This window comes from Neotamlana sargassicola, from assembly GCF_020523965.1.
GTDB classification, from domain to species: Bacteria; Bacteroidota; Bacteroidia; order Flavobacteriales; family Flavobacteriaceae; genus Neotamlana; species Neotamlana sargassicola.
On record NZ_JAJAPX010000005.1, the window covers coordinates 1 to 19,378 of the forward strand.

At 33.9% G+C, this 19,378-nt stretch carries 18 protein-coding genes, 1 tRNA gene and 1 pseudogene; 8 read left to right on the forward strand and 12 right to left on the reverse strand.

What is annotated here, in order from left to right; translation table 11 throughout:
* Together LG651_RS11950 and LG651_RS11955 are read left to right on the forward strand one after the other, a co-directional pair.
* Positions 1-127, forward strand: a pseudogene (locus tag LG651_RS11950) (bifunctional 4-hydroxy-2-oxoglutarate aldolase/2-dehydro-3-deoxy-phosphogluconate aldolase); the annotation flags it as partial.
* A 6-nt stretch (positions 128-133) separates the two neighbouring features.
* Positions 134-982, forward strand: a complete 849-nt coding sequence (locus LG651_RS11955; RefSeq protein ID WP_226696362.1) for a hypothetical protein — start codon at positions 134-136, stop codon at positions 980-982.
* Positions 983-1,200: 218 nt separating this feature from the next.
* Here LG651_RS11955 and LG651_RS11960 read toward each other — a convergent pair.
* Positions 1,201-1,285: transfer RNA gene (locus tag LG651_RS11960), tRNA-Ser, on the reverse strand.
* 182 nt (positions 1,286-1,467) lie between these two features.
* Here LG651_RS11960 and LG651_RS11965 point away from each other — a divergent pair.
* Both LG651_RS11965 and LG651_RS11970 read left to right on the forward strand, forming a co-directional pair.
* A complete protein-coding gene (locus LG651_RS11965) occupies positions 1,468-2,097 on the forward strand; it encodes an NAD(P)H-dependent oxidoreductase (protein ID WP_226696363.1) in 630 nt (209 codons plus the stop codon).
* A 114-nt stretch (positions 2,098-2,211) separates the two neighbouring features.
* Complete coding sequence (locus LG651_RS11970) at positions 2,212-3,405, forward strand: DegT/DnrJ/EryC1/StrS family aminotransferase (RefSeq protein ID WP_226696364.1); 1,194 nt, start codon at positions 2,212-2,214, stop codon at positions 3,403-3,405.
* A 15-nt stretch (positions 3,406-3,420) separates the two neighbouring features.
* Here LG651_RS11970 and ribB read toward each other — a convergent pair whose 3' ends face one another.
* The 6 genes from ribB to tpx all read right to left on the reverse strand — a co-directional run bounded on the left by ribB (position 3,421) and on the right by tpx (position 10,656).
* On the reverse strand, positions 3,421-4,566 hold the full coding sequence (gene ribB, locus LG651_RS11975; RefSeq protein ID WP_226696365.1) for a 3,4-dihydroxy-2-butanone-4-phosphate synthase: 1,146 nt from the start codon (positions 4,564-4,566) through the stop codon (positions 3,421-3,423).
* Positions 4,567-4,597: 31 nt separating this feature from the next.
* Complete coding sequence (locus LG651_RS11980; protein WP_317197718.1) at positions 4,598-6,580, reverse strand: LptF/LptG family permease; 1,983 nt, start codon at positions 6,578-6,580, stop codon at positions 4,598-4,600.
* Positions 6,581-6,587: 7 nt separating this feature from the next.
* Entirely contained in the window at positions 6,588-7,223 is a 636-nt protein-coding gene (locus LG651_RS11985; RefSeq protein WP_226696366.1) for a LolA family protein, read from the reverse strand.
* A gap of 13 nt (positions 7,224-7,236) precedes the next feature.
* On the reverse strand, positions 7,237-9,645 hold the full coding sequence (locus LG651_RS11990; protein ID WP_226696367.1) for a DNA translocase FtsK: 2,409 nt from the start codon (positions 9,643-9,645) through the stop codon (positions 7,237-7,239).
* 133 nt (positions 9,646-9,778) lie between these two features.
* A complete protein-coding gene (locus tag LG651_RS11995; RefSeq protein WP_226696368.1) occupies positions 9,779-10,147 on the reverse strand; it encodes a diacylglycerol kinase family protein in 369 nt (122 codons plus the stop codon).
* Positions 10,148-10,155: 8 nt separating this feature from the next.
* Positions 10,156-10,656, reverse strand: coding sequence for a thiol peroxidase (gene tpx / locus LG651_RS12000; protein ID WP_226696369.1), 501 nt, complete (start codon positions 10,654-10,656; stop codon positions 10,156-10,158).
* 276 nt (positions 10,657-10,932) lie between these two features.
* Between tpx and katG the strand changes: the two genes are divergently transcribed.
* The gene (katG, locus tag LG651_RS12005; protein WP_226696370.1) at positions 10,933-13,101 is read left to right on the forward strand and encodes a catalase/peroxidase HPI; all 2,169 of its coding nucleotides are present in this window, start codon (positions 10,933-10,935) and stop codon (positions 13,099-13,101) included.
* 120 nt (positions 13,102-13,221) lie between these two features.
* Positions 13,222-13,698 carry an ankyrin repeat domain-containing protein gene (locus tag LG651_RS12010; protein WP_226696371.1) on the forward strand — a complete coding sequence of 159 codons (477 nt, stop codon included), beginning with the start codon at positions 13,222-13,224 and terminating at the stop codon, positions 13,696-13,698.
* A 302-nt stretch (positions 13,699-14,000) separates the two neighbouring features.
* Here the strand turns inward: LG651_RS12010 and LG651_RS12015 are convergent, their stop codons facing one another.
* The 4 genes from LG651_RS12015 to nhaC form a co-directional block, all read right to left on the reverse strand.
* On the reverse strand, positions 14,001-14,258 hold the full coding sequence (locus LG651_RS12015; RefSeq protein WP_226696372.1) for a DUF6952 family protein: 258 nt from the start codon (positions 14,256-14,258) through the stop codon (positions 14,001-14,003).
* On the reverse strand, positions 14,239-14,553 hold the full coding sequence (locus tag LG651_RS12020; protein ID WP_044633523.1) for a thioredoxin family protein: 315 nt from the start codon (positions 14,551-14,553) through the stop codon (positions 14,239-14,241). Before LG651_RS12020 ends, LG651_RS12015 begins: the two co-directional genes overlap by 20 nt.
* 14 nt (positions 14,554-14,567) lie before the next feature.
* Positions 14,568-15,206 carry a peroxiredoxin gene (locus tag LG651_RS12025; protein WP_226696373.1) on the reverse strand — a complete coding sequence of 213 codons (639 nt, stop codon included), beginning with the start codon at positions 15,204-15,206 and terminating at the stop codon, positions 14,568-14,570.
* A gap of 194 nt (positions 15,207-15,400) precedes the next feature.
* A complete protein-coding gene (gene nhaC, locus LG651_RS12030; protein ID WP_226696374.1) occupies positions 15,401-16,873 on the reverse strand; it encodes a Na+/H+ antiporter NhaC in 1,473 nt (490 codons plus the stop codon).
* A gap of 179 nt (positions 16,874-17,052) precedes the next feature.
* Here nhaC and LG651_RS12035 point away from each other — a divergent pair, with 179 nt between their 5' ends.
* The gene (locus tag LG651_RS12035; RefSeq protein WP_226696375.1) at positions 17,053-17,376 is read left to right on the forward strand and encodes a hypothetical protein; all 324 of its coding nucleotides are present in this window, start codon (positions 17,053-17,055) and stop codon (positions 17,374-17,376) included.
* Here LG651_RS12035 and LG651_RS12040 read toward each other — a convergent pair.
* A complete protein-coding gene (locus LG651_RS12040) occupies positions 17,360-18,568 on the reverse strand; it encodes an aminotransferase class I/II-fold pyridoxal phosphate-dependent enzyme (protein WP_226696376.1) in 1,209 nt (402 codons plus the stop codon). The genes LG651_RS12035 and LG651_RS12040 overlap by 17 nt on opposite strands.
* 285 nt (positions 18,569-18,853) lie before the next feature.
* Between LG651_RS12040 and LG651_RS12045 the strand changes: the two genes are divergently transcribed.
* Entirely contained in the window at positions 18,854-19,312 is a 459-nt protein-coding gene (locus tag LG651_RS12045) for an Lrp/AsnC family transcriptional regulator (protein WP_226696377.1), read from the forward strand.
* The last annotated feature ends 66 nt before the right edge of the window (positions 19,313-19,378 follow it).

Sequence of the window (19,378 nt, forward strand, 5' to 3'; positions counted from 1 at the left end):
AGGAGTAACATGTGTAGGTATGGGGTCGCAATTAATTTCAAAAGAAATTGTAGCTAACCAAGATTTCGATACACTAACTAAAAAAGTGGCTAGTGCATTAAGCATTATTAAAGACTTAAGAAAATAATTAATTATGAAAACGTCGTCTATCATTTCTAAACTATTAGTTGCTATTTGTGCAGTTGTAGTTTTGTGTTGCAATTCATCACCAGATATTGTAGTTCAAAATCTTAATATGAACATTCCTGAAGGAGAACAAGTATTTTCCGAAGATTTGTTAATTAATGAAATTGCAGAAACCAAAATTGAACATTTTGCATTTGTTGGACCTACCAATCAAACAGTAAACTTTACGCAAGAAAATGTTACGATGTTCTTATTTTTAAAAGGTAATGCTGTTATAAAAGCTGATACTATTGTAAAGACTGTAAATCCAGAGTCCATTGCAATTCCAATGGACAATCTTAGCAAAGTTGAAATTAACGTGCCTAACGGCGAAACTTTACATTTTGTAAAGTTTACTAAAACATTATCAAGTCAAGACAAATTAGACTTAGCTAGTTTTCCTGCCGAAAACAAATACAAATTATTTTATACACGTTTTATTGATTGCGAACCTTATACCGAAAAAATAAAAAGTCCTAATACAACTAGTCGAACGGTTTTACCTGCCGATATTGTTCCAAGAGTATCTTTGGGTACTGTTGAAGCTATGGGACCAGATGAAGTAGGAGCGCATAAGCATCCTATGTTAGATCAGTTATTTTTAGGTTTAACCGATAACGATATTACTGTGTTTGCAGACGATGCCTCGGTTCAATTAAAAGAATTTGCGTTATTACATATTCCAATAGGTTCGAGCCATTGGGTAAAAGTAGAAGAAAACAAAAGAATGAATTATATGTGGATGGATTTTTTCTTAACTAAAGAAGGACAGGAATGGCTAAAAACGCATAAACCGTCAAGTACCGATAAAAAGTAATAAAGAGGTTTAAAATAACCTTTAAAATAAAAAGAGCTACAATTTAAATTGTAGCTCTTTTTATTTACAGAAAAGATAGGCAAATAATATCATCTTTATCAATAAAACCATAAACAACATAAGTAATTTTAAAAGTTTTATTTGAGTCTATCTATTCAAAATAAGTTTAAAACATCTTTAAAATAAAAAAAACCTTTACAGTAATGTAAAGGTTTTTGCGGAGAAAGAGGGATTCGAACCCCCGGAGGTGTGACCCTCAACAGTTTTCAAGACTGCCGCATTCGACCACTCTGCCATTTCTCCTTGAGTGCCTCATAAGGTATTTCCTTAATGCGGGTGCAAATATAAAGTCCTTTTTTAACTCTTTCAAATAAAATAGCACTTTTTTTTAAAAATATTTTTTTCGCGATATGTCGGCAATTTTATCGCATTTTTAGTAAAATGAATTAATCAAATGTTATTTTTGCTAAGCTATAAAATAATGTATGGATATTCTTAAGCAATTAAACTGGCGTTATGCCACAAAAAAATTCGATACCACAAAAACAATATCGCCAGAACAGCTTGATATTTTAAAACAAGCCTTCAATTTAACGGCAACCTCCTATGGTTTACAAACTATATCAATGGTTGTTGTAGAAAATAAAAAATTGCGAGAACAACTAGTTAAAAGTGCTTTCAATCAAAAACAAGTGGTCGAGGCGTCACACCTTTTAGTAATTTGCATACAAGAAAAAATAACGGCACAAGACGTTATAAATTATTACGAAAATATAAAACAAGTCCGTAATACACCAGACCACATATTAAAGCCATATCAAGACGGACTTGTTGCAACCATCGAGAAAATGACGGAAGCAGAGCGCCAGCAATGGTCCAAAAATCAAGCCTATATAGCACTCGGTAATTTAATGACCGTTTGTGCCAGTATTCAGGTCGATGCTTGCCCAATGGAAGGCTTCCTGCCAGAAGTATACGATAGTGTTTTAGGCCTATCGCAAAGAGGCTTAAAATCGGTTTTACTACTTCCCGTAGGCATACGCGATCAAGACGATTTATTTGCAAGCCTTAAAAAAGTACGCAAACCAATAAACGAAACAGTAATAGAAATTTAAAATATTTGGGCGTTACCCCGAAACTTCGGGGTCGGGCTTTCGGCAGTCGCTCTCTGCGAGTAGCTCCAACAAAGCCTCAATCCCTAACGCAGCTATCAACAAAATAAAAATATTATGCCAGGATTTGAACTATTTGGAGAATTAGAAAAACAACAAGTAAACGACGTACTAGATAATGGCGTACTTATGCGCTACGGTTTCGATGGCATGCGAAAAGGCCACTGGAAAGCCAAAGAACTAGAAACCGAATTATCAAAAGCATTTCAATCCAAACATGTGCAACTAGTCTCTAGCGGAACCGCAGCAGTAAGCGTTGCACTGGCAAGCGCGGGCGTGGGAGCGGGCGATGAAGTAATTATGCCAACATTTACCTTTGTAGCCAGTTTCGAAGCTATCATGTTGCTTGGTGCCATTCCAGTATTAGTTGATATCGACGATACACTATGTTTAAATCCAGAAGCAGTACAGGAAGCCATTACACCAAAAACAAAAGCCATTATGGTGGTGCAAATGTGTGGTAGTATGGGCAATATGGAAGCGTTACAAAATATCGCTCAAAAAAATAATTTATTGTTAGTCGAAGATGCTTGTCAAGCAATTGGTGGAACTTACAATAATAAACCACTCGGAAGTATTGGAGATTTAGGTTGTTTCTCGTTCGATTTTGTAAAAACCATAACCTGCGGCGAAGGTGGGGCAGTAATTACAAATAATGAAACCTTTTATACCAACGCCGATCATTATAGCGATCATGGTCACGATCATGTTGGAAACGATCGCGGAGCAGAAACGCATCCGTTTTTAGGTTATAATTTTCGAATTTCAGAACTTCATGCTGCAGTTGGTTTAGCACAAGTAAAGCGTTTACCAGAGTTTTTAGAAATTCAGCGTAAATATCTTAAAATATTTCAAGACGTTGTTGGCGCTTTGCCACAAGTTACTTTACGAACCGTTCCATCTGGTGGCGAAGAAAGTGGTGCTTTTTTCAACTTCTTTTTACCCGATTTAGAAGCGTCTAGAAAAGTAATTCATGGTTTTAAAAACGGTGGTATCGATGCCTGTTGGAATTATTACGATAACAACTGGCATTACATTCGTAAATGGGATCATTTAAAAAATTTAAAATCCCTTTTCCCAATTACCCAAGAAGTAAAAACAGGATTACAGTACCTAGAAACTGCTACGTTCCAAAAGTCAGATCATTTTATAGGGCGAAATATTTCTTGTCTAATTAAATTATCTTGGACCGAAGACGAGGTTAACGCTAGAGCTCAAAAAATGGCTCAAATTATTGATTCCGTTTTATAATAGCTTGTATAAAAACTAGTAATTTACATACTCAACAATCTCTAAACCATAGCCAATTAAACCAACACGTTTGGTTTGTTGGCTATTTGATAATAGTTTTAGCTTGTGAATATTTAAATCGTGAAGTATTTGTGCACCAATACCAAAATCTCTAGCGTCCATACTAATTTTTGGAGCATTAGTAATTTGGTTAGGTGTTTGTTGGGCTTTTAAAGTTTGCAAGCGCTTTAAAATATTCATCGACTGCGATTCTTGGTTTATAAACAGTATGGCCCCTTTGCCTTCGTTGTTTATAACCTCGAACATATTGTTTAATTGTGCGTCAACGTTACTCGTAATGGCTCCTAAAACATCGTTATTTGTTGGGTTAGAGTTTATTCGGGTAAGTACTTCTTCATTTTCATTCCAAGTTCCTTTTGTTAATGCAATATGAACTTGGTTGTTTGTAGTTTGTTGGTAAGCACGAAGCCTAAAACTACCAAAACGCGTTTCAATCTGGAAATCTTCCTTTTTTTCAATTAGGGAGTCGTGTTGCATTCTGTAAGCCACTAAATCTTCAATAGAAACTATTTTTAAATCTAGTTTTTTAGCCACATCCATAAGTTCAGGTAGTCGTGCCATACTACCATCTTCATTCATAATTTCAACAATAACACCAGCGGGTTGTAATCCTGCTAATCTAGCAAAATCGATAGCCGCCTCGGTATGGCCTGTTCTTCTTAGTACGCCACCTTCTTTTGCTACCAAAGGAAAGATGTGTCCTGGACGTGCTAATTCAAAAGGTTTGGTGTTTTTATTAATTAAAGCTTCTATGGTTTTTGCTCTATCACTTGCAGAAATTCCTGTAGTTACGCCACCACCTCTCAAATCTACAGAAACGGTAAAAGCCGTTTCCATTGGGTCGGTGTTATTGTTAACCATCATGTTAAGTTCTAACTCTTTACAACGCGTTTCGGTTAAAGGAGCACAAATTAAACCACGACCATGGGTGGCCATAAAGTTTATTATTTGCGGTGTAACGGTTTCGGCTGCCGCTACAAAATCGCCTTCGTTTTCACGATTTTCATCATCCACAACTATAATTACTTTGCCATTTTTAATGTCATCAATAGCTTCTTGAATAGAATGTAACTTAAATTTTGAAGCTTTTTTTTGTGTCATAGTTTCTGCTAACATGTTGCAAAGATATTACTTATTTTAAAGATTTTAAATAATTTAACTTTAAGTCTTCTTTTACTTTTTCTTTAAACAATAGGTGAGAAATAAAGTATAACGGAAAGCCTAATATTACTAAAATAAGTGCCGGTTTTTTACGTGGTTTATTAATGAAGCTGTAAAACGAAAATAAATCTTTTAAGGATTTTAAATAATAAACTACAAATAGGATAAGAGACATAATACTTAACTGAATGGAAGCCATTGCTACCGACGGTAACTTATTATTTTTAAATACAAAATGAAGCACTAAAAGTACCACACCAACTATAAACAGACTGATTGCAAATTTAGCATGTGGCATGTACGATTTGTTTATTAGGTCTTCTGAAGCTTTGTAGCTATTATTAATTATTAAGCCATTTTCGGTTAAATCATTTAAATCGTTGCCCCTTGAAGTTAACACTTTATAGGCTTCATGTCGGCACGTTTCGTCGTGACCTAAATCTTCATAATTGTTAATGATGTCTATAAGCTCATGATTTTTTTTAGAATTTAAAAACTTATAATCATGTGTGTTTTTCTGTTTTATTCTGAAGATTTTTTTCAGCGGGTCTAAAATACTATCAAAATCAAATAAACCTTTATCGGCTGTGGCTCGTTTGGTTAGAAAAATGCCTAAAGGAAGCATTATTAAGGTTGAAAACCAAGGAGCTAAAACAGGGTTAAAACCACCTTTTTTTGCACTGTTTGTGGCAAAAATACCAATAAAGTGATAGGTTAAAAATAGCAAAATGGCTATTACCATTGGTAATCCTATTCCCCCTTTACGAATAAGGGCGCCTAAAGGTGCACCAACAAAAAACAGAATAATACAGGCAAAACCTAAGGCATACTTTTCGTGCAACGAAATAATGTGACGATTGTAAATTTCGTTTTGAACTTTTAGGTTCGTTTCTTTAGATTTAATTATTTGTTGCGGACTTGATAGGGTACGCATTGTGTTTTCAATGAGTTGAAGTTTTTTCTTCGTGTTATAAATATCTAACAGGTTTCCTAAATAGGTTGAATCTGGAGCTTTTGTTTTACTATTAGGAGCTGCTATATTTTTAGGCAATAATAAGCTGGACCTCTGGTGTAAATTTTTTGCGAATATTTCGTAGTCGCGTTTTGCTTTCTCTCCAAGTGAATCTATAGATTGATATAAACCAGAAACATTAAGCATACTGTATTTATCGGTTTGCGATTTTTCGTCAATATCTACATTGTTTAATTCTGATAAGTCTATGTTTATAATTTTAGTTTCGAACTTGGTTTTTGCAAATGGTTTTTTTTCGCGGTCTTTTCTTTTTTCTGGAGAAATATCGCTGTAATAATAACCGTCTGTTAGTATTAATTTTAAAACATTAGAATCTTTTTCGCTTGCTAGTTCACCTTCCTTCGAAATTATGGTTGTGGAATTTTCATTTTTAGAGCCTTTTACATGAATAACAACATCGTTTAAAAATTGATCGCGATCACCATATTTCGATTTAACTTTTATATTGTATGGTGTTGACTCAATAGGATTGAATTGTCCTTCGGCAATAGCCATAGAAGGCTTTAATTTAGCAATGTTTCGGCGTAAATTGTAAAAGTTTAATTCTGCCCAAGGTATGGCGTTATTTGCAAATAAAAATGTTGTAATGCCAAGTATTACAATAAATACGCTTAGGCCAGACATTGCACGTTGTAACGAAATACCTGTAGATTTCATGGCAGCAAACTCATAATTTTCGGCAAAACTACCAAAAACCATAATTGAAGCTAACAAAATGGTAAGTGGAACAACTAATGGAATTAATTTTGGAAGTGCATAAAGCAGAAATTTGCCAATTATAACAATGTCCATGTCTTTACCAGCTAACTCTCTAATATAAAGCCAAACAGTTTGTAATATAAAAATCAGCATGAGTATAGTAAACACGCTGAAAAATGTACGGAGGTACGTGGTTAGTATGTAACGGTCTAAAATTTTCACTAAAAACCTAGTCTAAATTATTGATATAATAATCACTGTATTTGCTAGCATCAAAGGTAAATAAGGTTTTTGATAATGGTGTGTTTGTTTTAAAGGAATTTACCGTAAGTGTTGTTTTTGTGCCGTTTTTTCCAACTTGAATTAAATTATAAATATTTTTAGTTTTCGCATCTATACCTAAATGAATTGTTTTAATTTCAGAATTCGAATCAATAGGGGTTAATTTTACATATTGAATTTTGCGGCCATTAATATTTTGTTCAATATCGAGCTTATAAGTATAGCCTTCTTCGTAAAAAGATAGCATTTTACTTGGTGTAATGGCGCTACCATCATCGTCAGTTTCTGCAGAAATGGTTACTTCTTCATCCTCAGGACTTATGCTGTATAGTTTGTTTCCATCAAATAGTCTGGTTACACCTAATATGTTTAAACGGTATTTTTCACCTTGCATAATAACATCTCCTTTGGTTTCTTGTTTTACGTTTTCGGAGGTGTTTTCAAGAGTATATTTAAAGTCTATGGCTATGTTATTATAACTTTTTACTTTTTCTGAAACTTCGTTTAATAGTGCTTTGCCTTTATTTTGGGCAAATACCGAAATTGAAAGTGTAAGTAAGGCTAATGTTATAAATTTTTTCATTGTTGTTTATTAATTAAATTTCGTTTTCTAAGTGTTGATCTAATGCAATTAAATCGGGTATTAATACCTGGCGTGCTTTACTGCCTTCAAACGGACCTACAATGCCCGCCGCTTCCAGTTGATCAATGATTCGGCCAGCTCTGTTGTATCCCAATTTTAATTTTCGTTGTAATAACGAGGCAGAACCTTGTTGTGCTGTAACAATTACAATGGCCGCGTCTTTAAACAATTTATCGCGATCTGCAATGTCTATATCAAGACTTGTGCCACTTTCTTCTCCTACATATTCTGGAAGTAAATAAGCATCAGGATAGGCTTTTTGAGCTCCAATATAGTCGGTTATTTTTTCAACTTCAGGAGTGTCAACAAAAGCACATTGTACACGAATTAAATCGTTACCTTGCGTGTAAAGCATATCTCCGCGACCAATAAGTTGGTCGGCTCCAGAGCCATCTAAAATGGTACGTGAATCTATTTTTGAGGTTACCCTAAATGCAATTCGAGCAGGGAAATTTGCCTTAATAATACCGGTAATAACGTTAACCGAAGGACGTTGCGTTGCAATAATTAAGTGAATTCCAATGGCACGTGCTAACTGAGCTAAACGAGCGATTGGTGTTTCAACTTCTTTACCCGCAGTCATTATTAAATCGGCAAACTCATCGACCACTAAAACAATGTAGGGTAAAAATTGATGCCCATCGTTAGGGTTTAATTTTCTGTCTTTAAACTTTTTATTATACTCAACAATGTTACGGCACATCGCATTTTTTAGCAATTCGTAACGATTGTCCATTTCAATACAAAGCGAATTTAAGGTGTTTATAACCTTGGTGTTATCGGTAATAATGGCTTCTTCGCTATCGGGTAGTTTCGCTAAGTAATGACGTTCAATTTTATTAAAAAGCGTTAATTCTACTTTTTTAGGATCGACTAGAATAAATTTAACTTCGGCAGGATGTTTTTTGTAAAGTAACGAGGTTAAAATAGCATTAAGTCCAACAGATTTACCTTGTCCTGTAGCACCCGCCATAAGCAAGTGAGGCATTTTAGCTAGATCGACTACAAAAGTTTCGTTACTAATGGTTTTACCAAGAGCAATGGGTAAATGCATGTCGGAACCTTGAAACTTTTTAGCCGCAATAACCGAGCGCATAGAAACTATGGTAGCATTTGTGTTTGGCACCTCAATACCAATAGTTCCTTTTCCTGGAATTGGGGCAATTATACGAATACCAAGAGCAGAAAGCGAAAGCGCAATGTCGTCTTCTAAGTTTTTAATTTTTGAAATTCTAATACCAGCTTCAGGAACAATTTCGTAAAGTGTAACTGTTGGGCCTATAGTGGCTTTTATACTAGCAATACCTATTTTGTAGTTGCTAAGTGTTTCTACAATACGGTTTTTATTGGCTTCAAGTTCTTCTTGATTTATGGTAATGCCTTCGGTGTCGTATTTTTTTAATAAATCGAGTGGTGGAAATTGGTATTTCGATAGCTCTAAAGTAGGGTCGAATTCGCCAAAATCTTCAACTAATTTGTTAGCTAAATTGTTTCTTTCGGCATCTTCATCAACAACTGTTTTAACTTCCATTTCCAGTTCAATGTCTTCCTCATCTTCAGCTTCTGCAACATTCACTTCTAAAGGTGCCGAAACAGGCTCGGTTTTTACAACTTTAATAGGTTCTGGAGTTGGCTCAGGTTTAGGCTCTGGTTTATTGCCCAAATTAACTTCGAAAGCTTCTTTAAAAGCTTCAGCTTCATCAGACAAATTATTATCAACCGGAATTATGGTGTCTTTGTTAGCATCGGCAAATTCATCTTTTAAATCTTTTTTAGCCGATTTAAACAAATTTGAAATGCTCTCGAAAGTGACTTTAAAACGTATAGCTAAATAGGTTATTAGTCCAAATAAGAGGAGGAGTGACGTTCCTATTTTTCCAATATAATCTTGTAAAAATGAGTTAAGTTCAAAACCAACTGTACCTCCAAGAATATCGGTTTGGGTTTTAAAAAAGCCGAATAAAATTGATAGCCAAATAACAATTAAAGTTCCCCAAAACCAATGTTTACGTAATTTGGCTGTATTTAAATTCATTAAAACATAAATTCCAGACAAGAAAATTAATCCAGAAAATATAAATGATGCAACGCCAAATCCACGCTGAATAAAAAAATCGCTTAACCAAGCTCCGGTTTTGCTCAACCAGTTTTTGGTTTCTGTATTTCTATCTGTAAAATTTGAAAGATGACTTTGGTCGGCCTCTCCTGTAAAGAAAAATGAGATAAAGGCGATGCAGAGTATAATACCAAAAATAACCAAAAAGCTACCTAATACCAGTTTTTGTTGGTTTGATAGTTTAAAACTAGGTAGTTTTATTTTTTTACTAGGTGCTTTTTTAGTTTTGGGTTTACGCTTAGCCATTAATGGTTTTTGTTTGAGCAAAAATACAAATTACTAACGTTAACGAAACTTTATTTTGAAAAATTGCATTCCAAAATTGCGAAAGCACTTTGTAAAGCATGTTTAGTGGCCTTTTGCAGTATAATTGTTGTTTTTAAAGAAGTTTTGGGATGTAAATAATTAGCCCAATAATTACAGCAAAAACCGATGCTATAAAAACAGCTCCGGCAGCTATATCTTTAATTAAGCCTATTTTAGTATGGTGTTCTGGATGTATAAAATTAGCAATTTCTTCAATGGCAGTATTCATGCCTTCGGCACTCATAACAAGAGCAATGGCTAAAGTTTGCACAATCCATTCGTACGCAGAAATGTTTAGGTAAAAACCAAAAACCGTAACTAGTATACCAATTGCAAATTGAATTTTTATACTAGCTTCGGTTTTTAGTAGTAGCATCATGCCTTTAAATGCATAACCTACACTTTTTAAGCGATTTATTATAAAAGGCTCTTTTTTTTGCATTAAGTGTTTTAGTAAAGTACTTCTAGTGCAGCTTTATAGTTAGGTTCATCAACGGTTTCACTTACTTGCTCGGTATAAATTACCTCGCCAGCTTCGTTAAGTACAACCACACTTCTAGATAAAAGCCCTTCTAAAGGCCCATCAACAAATGTAACGCCGTAATCTTTACCAAAACTTCCAGTTTTAAAGTCAGATAAATTAATAACATTGTCTAAACCTTCGGCACCACAAAAGCGATCTTGTGCAAAAGGTAAATCTTTAGAAATACAAAGTACTTTTGTGTTTTCTAATTCGCTTGCTTCGGTGTTAAATTGTCTAACAGATTGTGCACATGTTCCGGTATCTACACTTGGGAAAATGTTTAAAACAACTCTGCTTCCACTAAAGTCAGTTAAAGATTTAGTAGATAAATCTGTTGCCGTTAACAAAAAGTCTGGTGCTTTATCTCCAGTTTTTGGAAGTTCTCCAATAGTGTTTAATGCGTTTCCTTTTAAGGTTACTGTTGCCATAGTTTTTATTTAATTTTTTATAAAAGTAAGCATATTTATAACGTTAAACTCGTAAAATGTTGCTAAAATTTTAGCATTAATGTAACACTTTCATTTTGTTTAAAGGTTTAATTTTTCTTATTTTTATAAGAAATAATTATGGTTTGATATTTAATCATAAATTTTATTGATATAAATATAATTTATAGAAATTGATTATAATATTTAAAAACATTATTAAACGATACATTTGACTAAATTAAAAATTGATTAATAACCTAATTAATAATAAATACAATGAAAGACTTAAGCAATGGTTCAGGAAAATGCCCTTTTATGCATGGCTCGAATACAGCTGTTGAAAAAACGGTGACCGAATGGTGGCCAAATAGTTTAAATTTAGATATTTTGCATCAGCATGATGCCAAAACGAATCCGTTAGGAAAAGATTTTAACTATCAAGAAGAACTTAAAAAACTTGATGTAGATGCTTTAAAAAAAGACCTTCATGATTTTATGACAGATAGCCAAGATTGGTGGCCTGCAGATTGGGGTCACTATGGTGGATTAATGATTAGAATGGCGTGGCACAGTGCAGGATCTTACCGTTTAGCCGATGGTAGAGGCGGAGGAGGTGCTGGAAATATTCGTTTTGCACCTTTAAATTCGTGGCCAGATAACGTGAGTTTAGATAAAGCTAAACGATTACTTTGGCCAATCAAGAAAAAATATGGTAATAAAGTAAGTTGGGCAGACCTTATTATTTTGGCTGGAACCATGGCTTACGAAAGTATGGGCTTAAAAATTTACGGTTTTGCCTTTGGACGTGAAGATATTTGGCACCCAGAAAAAGATGTGTATTGGGGAGCAGAAAAGGAATGGTTAGCACCAAGTGACGAGCGCTACGAAAATGTTGATGCTCCAGAAACAATGGAAAATCCATTGGCAGCTGTACAAATGGGGTTAATTTATGTAAATCCAGAAGGGGTTAACGGTAAACAAGACCCTTTGAAAACTGCAGAACAGGTGCGCGAAACTTTTAAGCGTATGGCTATGAACGATGAAGAAACTGTGGCATTAACTGCAGGTGGGCATACCGTTGGTAAAACGCATGGTAATGGCGATGCTAGTTTATTAGGTCCAGAACCTGAAGCTGCAGATGTAGAAGCTCAAGGTTTAGGATGGGCAAATCCAACAAAATCGGGGAAAGGAAGATATACGGTAACCAGTGGATTGGAAGGTGCGTGGACAACAAACCCAACAAAATGGGACAATGGATTTTTCGAGATGTTATTTAATCACGAATGGGAATCGAGAAAAAGTCCTGCTGGGGCCGATCAATGGGAACCTGTAAATATTAAAGAAGAAGATAAGCCAGTTGATGTAGAAGATTTAACTACGAGACATAACCCAATGATGACAGATGCAGATATGGCCATGAAAATGGATCCTATTTACAGAGAAATTTCATTGAAATTCATGAACGATTTTGATGCCTTTTCTGATGCTTTTGCTCGTGCTTGGTTTAAATTAACCCATCGTGACATGGGGCCAAAAGACCGTTGGTTTGGTCCAGATATACCACAAGAAGATTTAATATGGCAGGATCCGGTGCCAAAAGGAAATTATGATTATGATGTTGATGCGGTAAAGGCTAAAATTGAGGCCACAGATTTAAGTGTGTCTGAGTTAGTGACTACAGCTTGGGATAGTGCTAGAACTTTTAGAGGGTCCGATTTTAGGGGAGGAACAAACGGCGCGCGTATTCGTTTAGAGCCTCAAAAAAGTTGGGTTGGGAACGAGCCAGAAAAATTACAAAAAGTACTTTCTGTTTTAGAGCCAATTGCTAAAGAATTTAATATTAGTGTTGCAGATACAATAGTATTAGCAGGAAACGTTGGTGTAGAAAAAGCTATTAAAAATGCTGGAATGGATATTAGTGTTCCGTTTGCGCCAGGTAGAGGTGATGCCTCTCAAGAAATGACCGATGTAGAATCTTTTGAATCTTTAGAGCCTTTTGCTGATGCATTTAGAAACTGGCAAAAAGCCGACTACGTAGTAAGTCCTGAAGAAATGATGCTCGATAGAGCTCAATTAATGGGCTTAACAGCTCCAGAAATGACTGTTTTAATAGGTGGTATGCGTGCTATGGGTACTAATTACGGTGGTTCAAATCATGGTGTATTCACAGAAAACGTAGGTGCTTTAACCCCCGACTTTTTTATCAATTTAACAGATATGATTTACGATTGGAAATCAAATGGAGATGGTACTTATAATATTGTAAATCGTAAAACTGGTGAGCAAAAGTATACGGCTACACGTGTAGATTTAGTATTTGGTTCTAATGCTATCCTTCGTGCTTATGCCGAGGTATATGCGCAGGACGATAATAAAGAAAAATTTGTTAACGATTTTGTTGCGGCATGGACCAAAGTTATGAATGCCAATAGATTTGATATATAAATTTTTATTAAAAATGTAGTTAGGCTGTTTAAAAAGTGCAAAAGCTGTCATTCTGTGTTGAGTTCAGATTGGCGAAAATGTAATTTTTTAAACAGCCTAATTTTATAAATTTGGAATGATATGGATGATAAAAATAGTTTTTTTGGAGCTATACAAAGTGGAAATATTCCTGCTATTTATCAACTAATACAACGAAATCCTGAATTGGTAAACGCAAAAGATGCTCGAGAATTTACACCTTTAATTTTAGCATCATATTTCGATAAAGAAGACATTGTAAAAGTTTTAGTTGAAAAAAATGCAAATTTAAACGATACCGATGCTTCTGGAAATACTGCCTTAATTGGCGTATCTTTTAAAGGTAGTGTAAATTTGGTGAATTATTTATTGGAGCAAGGTGCTAATATAAATGCTAAAAACTCTAATGGAGCAACGGCCTTAATTTTCGCTGCCATGTATAATCAATACGATGTGGTGAAAATTTTACTTAAAAATAATGCAGATAAAACCATTGTTGATAACGAAGGAAAAACAGCGTTGCAGTATGCCCAAGAAAAGAAATTTACACCAATTATAGATCTTCTGTCCGATGAATAGTTTTGTTGTTAATGATATGTTTTAAAATACTATTGTGTTTGTTATTAATAAAGGTCGCTTAAAAAATTATTAAGCGACTTTTTTTTGTTTGTAAATTGAGCGTTTAAAAATGAATACAATATTATTCTATGAGTTTTATTTCATTGGTTTTAGTGATGCATTCCTTTTTTATTCCTTATTAAAATACAACTATGTTACTTGATTAAAATAAAACATAACCTTTTATTAGCTTTAATTAAGCATATAAAAAAAGCCACTTAAATTTTAAATTTAAGTGGCTTTAACAATTTAAAGTACTGTTTTTATTTATCAATTGAACCTAGAACACGAGACATAAACGTGTTCAGCGCTTCTTTTTTTGGCGTACCATCTTTAATCATTTTGTTAACTTCAATGGCGCCGTACATATTAGATATTAGTTCGCCTATAACGTCTAATTCTTCATCTTTTAGTGAGGAAACTTCGGTTAAATTTTCTAGCGTATCAATGGTTTCTAATACGTAATCTTCGTCGTTCTCTTCAATAAACTGCGTTAATTGCTTAATTACTGGTAACTTCATTAACTAAATCTTTTAGAACGTCAAACTTATTGGTCTGCACTTGGTTTACAAAAGAACCTCCTTTAAACGTTGCAAAAGTTGGTAAATTATCAACGGTAGCAAGTTTTCTAGATTCTGGAAATTTTTCAGCATCAGCAATAACGAAAGTTACATTTTCGTTTTCTGTAGCAAGTTTTTTAAACTTTGGTTTCATAATTCTACAGTTTCCACACCAAGTGGCAGAATACTGCACGATTACTGTATCGTTTCCTGAAACTAAGTCTGGTAAATTATCTTGATCTAATTCTTTAATCATGATTATTGTTTTTTTTAGTTAGCAGCAAGGTATTCAGCAACACCATTACGGTTAGCATTCATAGCTTCTTTACCTTCTTCCCAGTTAGCAGGACAAACTTCACCTTTTTCTTGTACGTGAGTTAAGGCATCAACTAATCTTAAGTATTCACCAACATTTCTACCTAAAGGCATGTTGTTTATACTTTCGTGTTGTACTAAACCATCTTCGTCAATAATATAAGTAGCTCTGTAGGTTACATTGTCGCCTTCAACTTGCACTGTGTTAGTTGCTTCATCAAAAGTCTCGTTTGTAATATCTAAAATACCTAAAATGCTAGATAAGTTTCTGTTGCTATCTGCTAAAATTGGGTAAGTTACACCTTCAATACCACCGTTATCTTTCGCTGTGTTTAACCAAGCAAAATGTACTTCTGGAGTATCGCAAGAAGCACCAATAACAATTGTGTTACGTTTTTCAAATTCTGGTAAAGCCGCTTGAAATGCGTGTAATTCTGTTGGACAAACAAAAGTGAAGTCTTTTGGGTACCAAAATAATACTACTTTTTTCTTGTTGTTTACAGCTTCTTCTAAAACATTTAGTTTAAAAGTGTCGCCCATTTCGTTCATGGCGTCTACATTTAAATCTGGGAATTTTTTTCCTACTAAAGACATAATATATTGTATTTTTAATTAATTTCTTGCTGCAAATCTAGGCGAAGAAGTGTCTATTAAAAATAAATTATAATTATAAAATTTTATGTTGCAATAGGTTTTAAAAATGCTATTAAAAACAGGAGTCTTAATTTATTAAGTATTAAATTTTTGACTTATAAAATTATAAATTTAGCAATATTAGTGTTAAATGGTTATTTATTTGAATTGTTTATTTCTCTAATTTTAATTTTTAGTGCAGCAAATAATAAGGTTGTAAACGGACTTAACCAATTAAATATAGCATAAGCAAAATATTCGCCAACACCAACGCCTAAAACGCCACTTTGGTAAGCACCACAGGTGTTCCATGGAATTAGTACAGAGGTTACGGTTCCAGAATCTTCGAGAGTTCTACTTAAATTTTCGGGTGCTAAGCCTTTATCTTCAAATGCTTTTTTAAACATTTTGCCCGGAATTACAATGGCTAAATATTGATCGGAAGCTATCGTGTTTAAACCTAAACAGCTAAATACGGTACTTGCAAAAATTCCGAAAATAGAAGAGGCTATAGATAGTAAAACTTTAGTAATTCTAGCTAAAGCACCAATGCCATCCATTACACCTCCAAAAATCATGGCACTTATAATTAAATAGATGGTCCAGAGCATACCATTCATTCCGCCAGCTGAAAAGAGTTCGCTTAGTTTTTCATTATCGGTTGCAATTTGCGTGTTGGTTAAAATAGATTTAACTACCGCATTTAATTTTGTGTCATTTAAGTTTGATAGGATATCTGGTTGAAATATGAAAGCAAAAATGGCAGCAATAATAACTCCAGAGGTTAACGCTATTAACGGTTTAATTTTGAGTAAAATAAGTGCAATAACGATTACAGGGACTAAAAATAACCATGGTGTAATGTTAAAGGTACTGTCTATTGTGTTTAATAGGTTGCTCACGTCGGCATCTCCAGAAACATCGGCTGTTGCACTTAAAATTGCAAAAACAATTAAAGTTACAATAATGGTAGGTACAGTGGTAAAAGTCATGTATCGAATGTGCGTAAACAAATCGGTTCCTGCCACGGCTGGGGCAAGATTTGTGGTGTCGCTTAATGGAGACATTTTATCTCCAAAATAAGCACCAGAAATTACGGCTCCAGCAATCATTCCGGAATGAATTCCTAAGGCATTACCAATGCCAACTAGTGCAATACCAACAGTGGCGGAGGTGGTCCATGAGCTTCCTGTTGAAATAGAAATTAAGGCACATATTATTACACAAGCGGGTAGAAATATAGATGGACTTAAAAAATCTAGACCATAATAAACCATTGCGGGAATAACGCCGCTTATTAACCATGTGCCTGCCAAAGCCCCAACTAATAATAAAAGCAGAATTGGGATGAAAACACTTTTTAGGTTTTCCCAGACTTCTTTTAGCATTAGCATTAAACTTACTTTATTGAATAAACCAACACCCACAGCTACCAATGCAGCAATTACTAATATTAATTGATTTGAGTAACCGCCTAACATTTCACCATCGGCAAAAAAGATATTATAAGCTAATAATCCCATTAATATAATTACGGGTATTAACGCCTCCCAAATGTTTAATTCGGAGTTTTCTATAATAGTTTGTTTGTCGGTTTTAAGCTCTGAAATGTTGTCGTTTTCTTGCATTTGGTAGTGTTTACAAATGTAATGTTACGATAAACTTATTTTTTTTACAAATATTAAGGTGTTACAATTTAGTGCTAAGAGTGACAATTTGTAAGTTTTTGTGTCTAAGTTTTATCAATAATCAATTTAAATTTAATGTGTTAAAGGTTTTTCTGAGTTCTGTTTTAAATTATGCTTATATGCCTTTGCCTGAAAAATCTCAGGTAATTTGTGGTATAAATGCATTTGGTTTGGAAGAGAAAGATGATATGTCATTAGGTCTGAATGACTTTTTAAAAGAAAGAAACACAATCAACGAAATTGAGGTACAATCTAATAAGTTATTAACGCTTTACAAAAACCATTTAAAGTCGAATTTAAAAATGCTTGATTTTTTAAGTTTTTTAGAAGAAAAACTAACGTTAAATTTAAAGACCGATCAGCTTTCTGAGGTGAAACAAATGAAAATGAAACTACAAAACGATATTGTAGAATTAACCGATAAAATTAATCTTTTAGATTAATTTTTAGTTCACGCATGCAAGCTTTCATCATGGTGTAGGTTCGCTCGATATCTGCATCTAATCCAATTGAAAATCGTATTAAACCATCACTTAAACCCATTTCTTTTTGTTCTGTTTCAGGTATTTCCGATGAGGTAGATGTGCCAGGAGCACTAAACAAGGTTTTATAAAACCCTAAACTTACGGCTAAATATCCCAAGTTTTTTTGCTGCATGAGTTCCATGAGTTTATTCGCCATTTCCAAGGAGCCAACGTCAATGGTTAACATTCCTCCAAAACCATATTGTTTGTTCATCATGTTTTTAAATAGCTCGTGGGAAGGGTGTGATTTTAATCCTGGATATACCGTTTTTAAGCCATCAGATTCAAATTTTTCAGCTAAATACAATGTATTTTTACTATGTTGTTGTATTCTAATATGCAGTGTACGCAAGTTTTTTAATACAGAGGCTGCTCGTAAACTATCCATTGTGCTTCCTAACAACATAGCTGCTCCATCGTTTACATTTCTTAAAGCATTTATAAATTCTTGAGAGCCGCAAATTACGCCACCAACAGTATCGCTAGTACCATTTATAAATTTTGTTAAACTATGCAATACAACGTCGGCTCCTAAAATGCTGGGGGATATGGAAAGGGGAGAAAAAGTATTGTCTACTACAAGTTTTAAGTTGTGCTTTTTTGCAATTTCCGATAAGGCTTTTATATCTGCAACTTCTAATAAGGGATTACTAACCGATTCGCAATATAACACCTTTGTTTTTGGAGTAATAGCAGCTTCAACCGTTTTTAGATTGGTAATATTTACAAACGAAGTTTCAATATTTAATTTTGGCGTAAAGTTTTTTAAAAAGGCGTAAGTGCCGCCATAAATAGTTCTACTAGAAATTATATGGTCTCCAGCAGCACAAAGCTGCATTAATACTGCTGTTATCGCTCCCATTCCCGATGCAGTAACGTGTGCCGTTTCGGTGCTTTCCATAGCAGCTAAAGCTTCGCCTAGATATAAATTTGAAGGTGATGAGTGCCTCGAATATAAATAACAGCCATCTGCGTTACCTTCAAACGTGTCGAACATCGTTTTAGCCGATAAAAAGGTGTAGGTTGATGAATCGGATATAGAAGGGTTTACTCCTCCAAATTCACCAAAATATTGTAAGTCCTGTATGTTATTTGCGGGTTTAAAAGTCATGCGAGTTGTTTTTTGTCTTATTGAAGCTGATTCGTTTTTGATACAAATACTGTATTGGTAAACTATATAATGGTAAAAAAAACTTCGTGTTATGTTATCCTGAAATTAATCAGAATAACATAAACCTTGAAGTTAAACTAAAAATGTAATCAAAATTCAGGCTATTTAGTTTAATAATCAATATTTGTTATTTATTTTGGAAAATAAATCGGTATTTTTGCGTATTTTTAATAAATTTATCTAATCAAATATCGATTTTGATTTTTTTTAGAATAATTATCACTTATGATTTTTGACAAAACAGACAAAAAACTACTTGAGCTACTACAAACCGATAGTAAACAAACTAATAAAGAACTGTCTTTAAAACTTAATTTATCGGTTACTGCGGTTTACGAGCGCATAAAAAAAATGGAACGCGCTGGTTTTATTAATGGTTATGTGGCTTTAATAAATAAGAAAAAAGTTGATAAAAATTTTGTGGTGTTTTGTCATGTTAAATTGGTGCAACATACTCAAGATTATGTCATGAAATTTGAACAGGAAGTTGCTAAAATTCCAGAAATTTTGGAGTGTTATCATTTAAGTGGCGATTACGATTATTTACTTAAGGTTTTAGTTAAAGATATGGAGGCGTTTAGAGTATTTATGGTAACTAAACTTACTACTATTAGCCATATTGGAAGTACACGCAGTATGTTTGTTATTAATGAAGTTAAGCACTCTACAGTTATTCGGTTTTAAAAGATTTAAAAGAACAAAATATTGAAGTAATAAATGCGAGTATTACAAAATATCGTGTTCATTATA

Bases quoted from the DNA above. Each gene is read 5' to 3' on its own strand.
- LG651_RS12025 (WP_226696373.1), bottom strand. From the start codon at position 15,206: ATGTCTTTAGTAGGAAAAAAATTCCCAGATTTAAATGTAGACGCCATG.
- ribB (WP_226696365.1), bottom strand. From the start codon at position 4,566: ATGACACAAAAAAAAGCTTCAAAATTTAAGTTACATTCTATTCAAGAA.
- LG651_RS12020 (WP_044633523.1), bottom strand. From the start codon at position 14,553: ATGATTAAAGAATTAGATCAAGATAATTTACCAGACTTAGTTTCAGGA.
- tpx (WP_226696369.1), bottom strand. From the start codon at position 10,656: ATGGCAACAGTAACCTTAAAAGGAAACGCATTAAACACTATTGGAGAA.
- LG651_RS11955 (WP_226696362.1), top strand. From the start codon at position 134: ATGAAAACGTCGTCTATCATTTCTAAACTATTAGTTGCTATTTGTGCA.
- LG651_RS11985 (WP_226696366.1), bottom strand. From the start codon at position 7,223: ATGAAAAAATTTATAACATTAGCCTTACTTACACTTTCAATTTCGGTA.
- LG651_RS12045 (WP_226696377.1), top strand. From the start codon at position 18,854: ATGATTTTTGACAAAACAGACAAAAAACTACTTGAGCTACTACAAACC.
- LG651_RS12035 (WP_226696375.1), top strand. From the start codon at position 17,053: ATGCCTTTGCCTGAAAAATCTCAGGTAATTTGTGGTATAAATGCATTT.
- LG651_RS12015 (WP_226696372.1), bottom strand. From the start codon at position 14,258: ATGAAGTTACCAGTAATTAAGCAATTAACGCAGTTTATTGAAGAGAAC.
- nhaC (WP_226696374.1), bottom strand. From the start codon at position 16,873: ATGCAAGAAAACGACAACATTTCAGAGCTTAAAACCGACAAACAAACT.
- LG651_RS12010 (WP_226696371.1), top strand. From the start codon at position 13,222: ATGGATGATAAAAATAGTTTTTTTGGAGCTATACAAAGTGGAAATATT.
- LG651_RS11970 (WP_226696364.1), top strand. From the start codon at position 2,212: ATGCCAGGATTTGAACTATTTGGAGAATTAGAAAAACAACAAGTAAAC.
- LG651_RS11995 (WP_226696368.1), bottom strand. From the start codon at position 10,147: ATGCAAAAAAAAGAGCCTTTTATAATAAATCGCTTAAAAAGTGTAGGT.
- LG651_RS12040 (WP_226696376.1), bottom strand. From the start codon at position 18,568: ATGACTTTTAAACCCGCAAATAACATACAGGACTTACAATATTTTGGT.
- katG (WP_226696370.1), top strand. From the start codon at position 10,933: ATGAAAGACTTAAGCAATGGTTCAGGAAAATGCCCTTTTATGCATGGC.
- LG651_RS11990 (WP_226696367.1), bottom strand. From the start codon at position 9,645: ATGGCTAAGCGTAAACCCAAAACTAAAAAAGCACCTAGTAAAAAAATA.
- LG651_RS11965 (WP_226696363.1), top strand. From the start codon at position 1,468: ATGGATATTCTTAAGCAATTAAACTGGCGTTATGCCACAAAAAAATTC.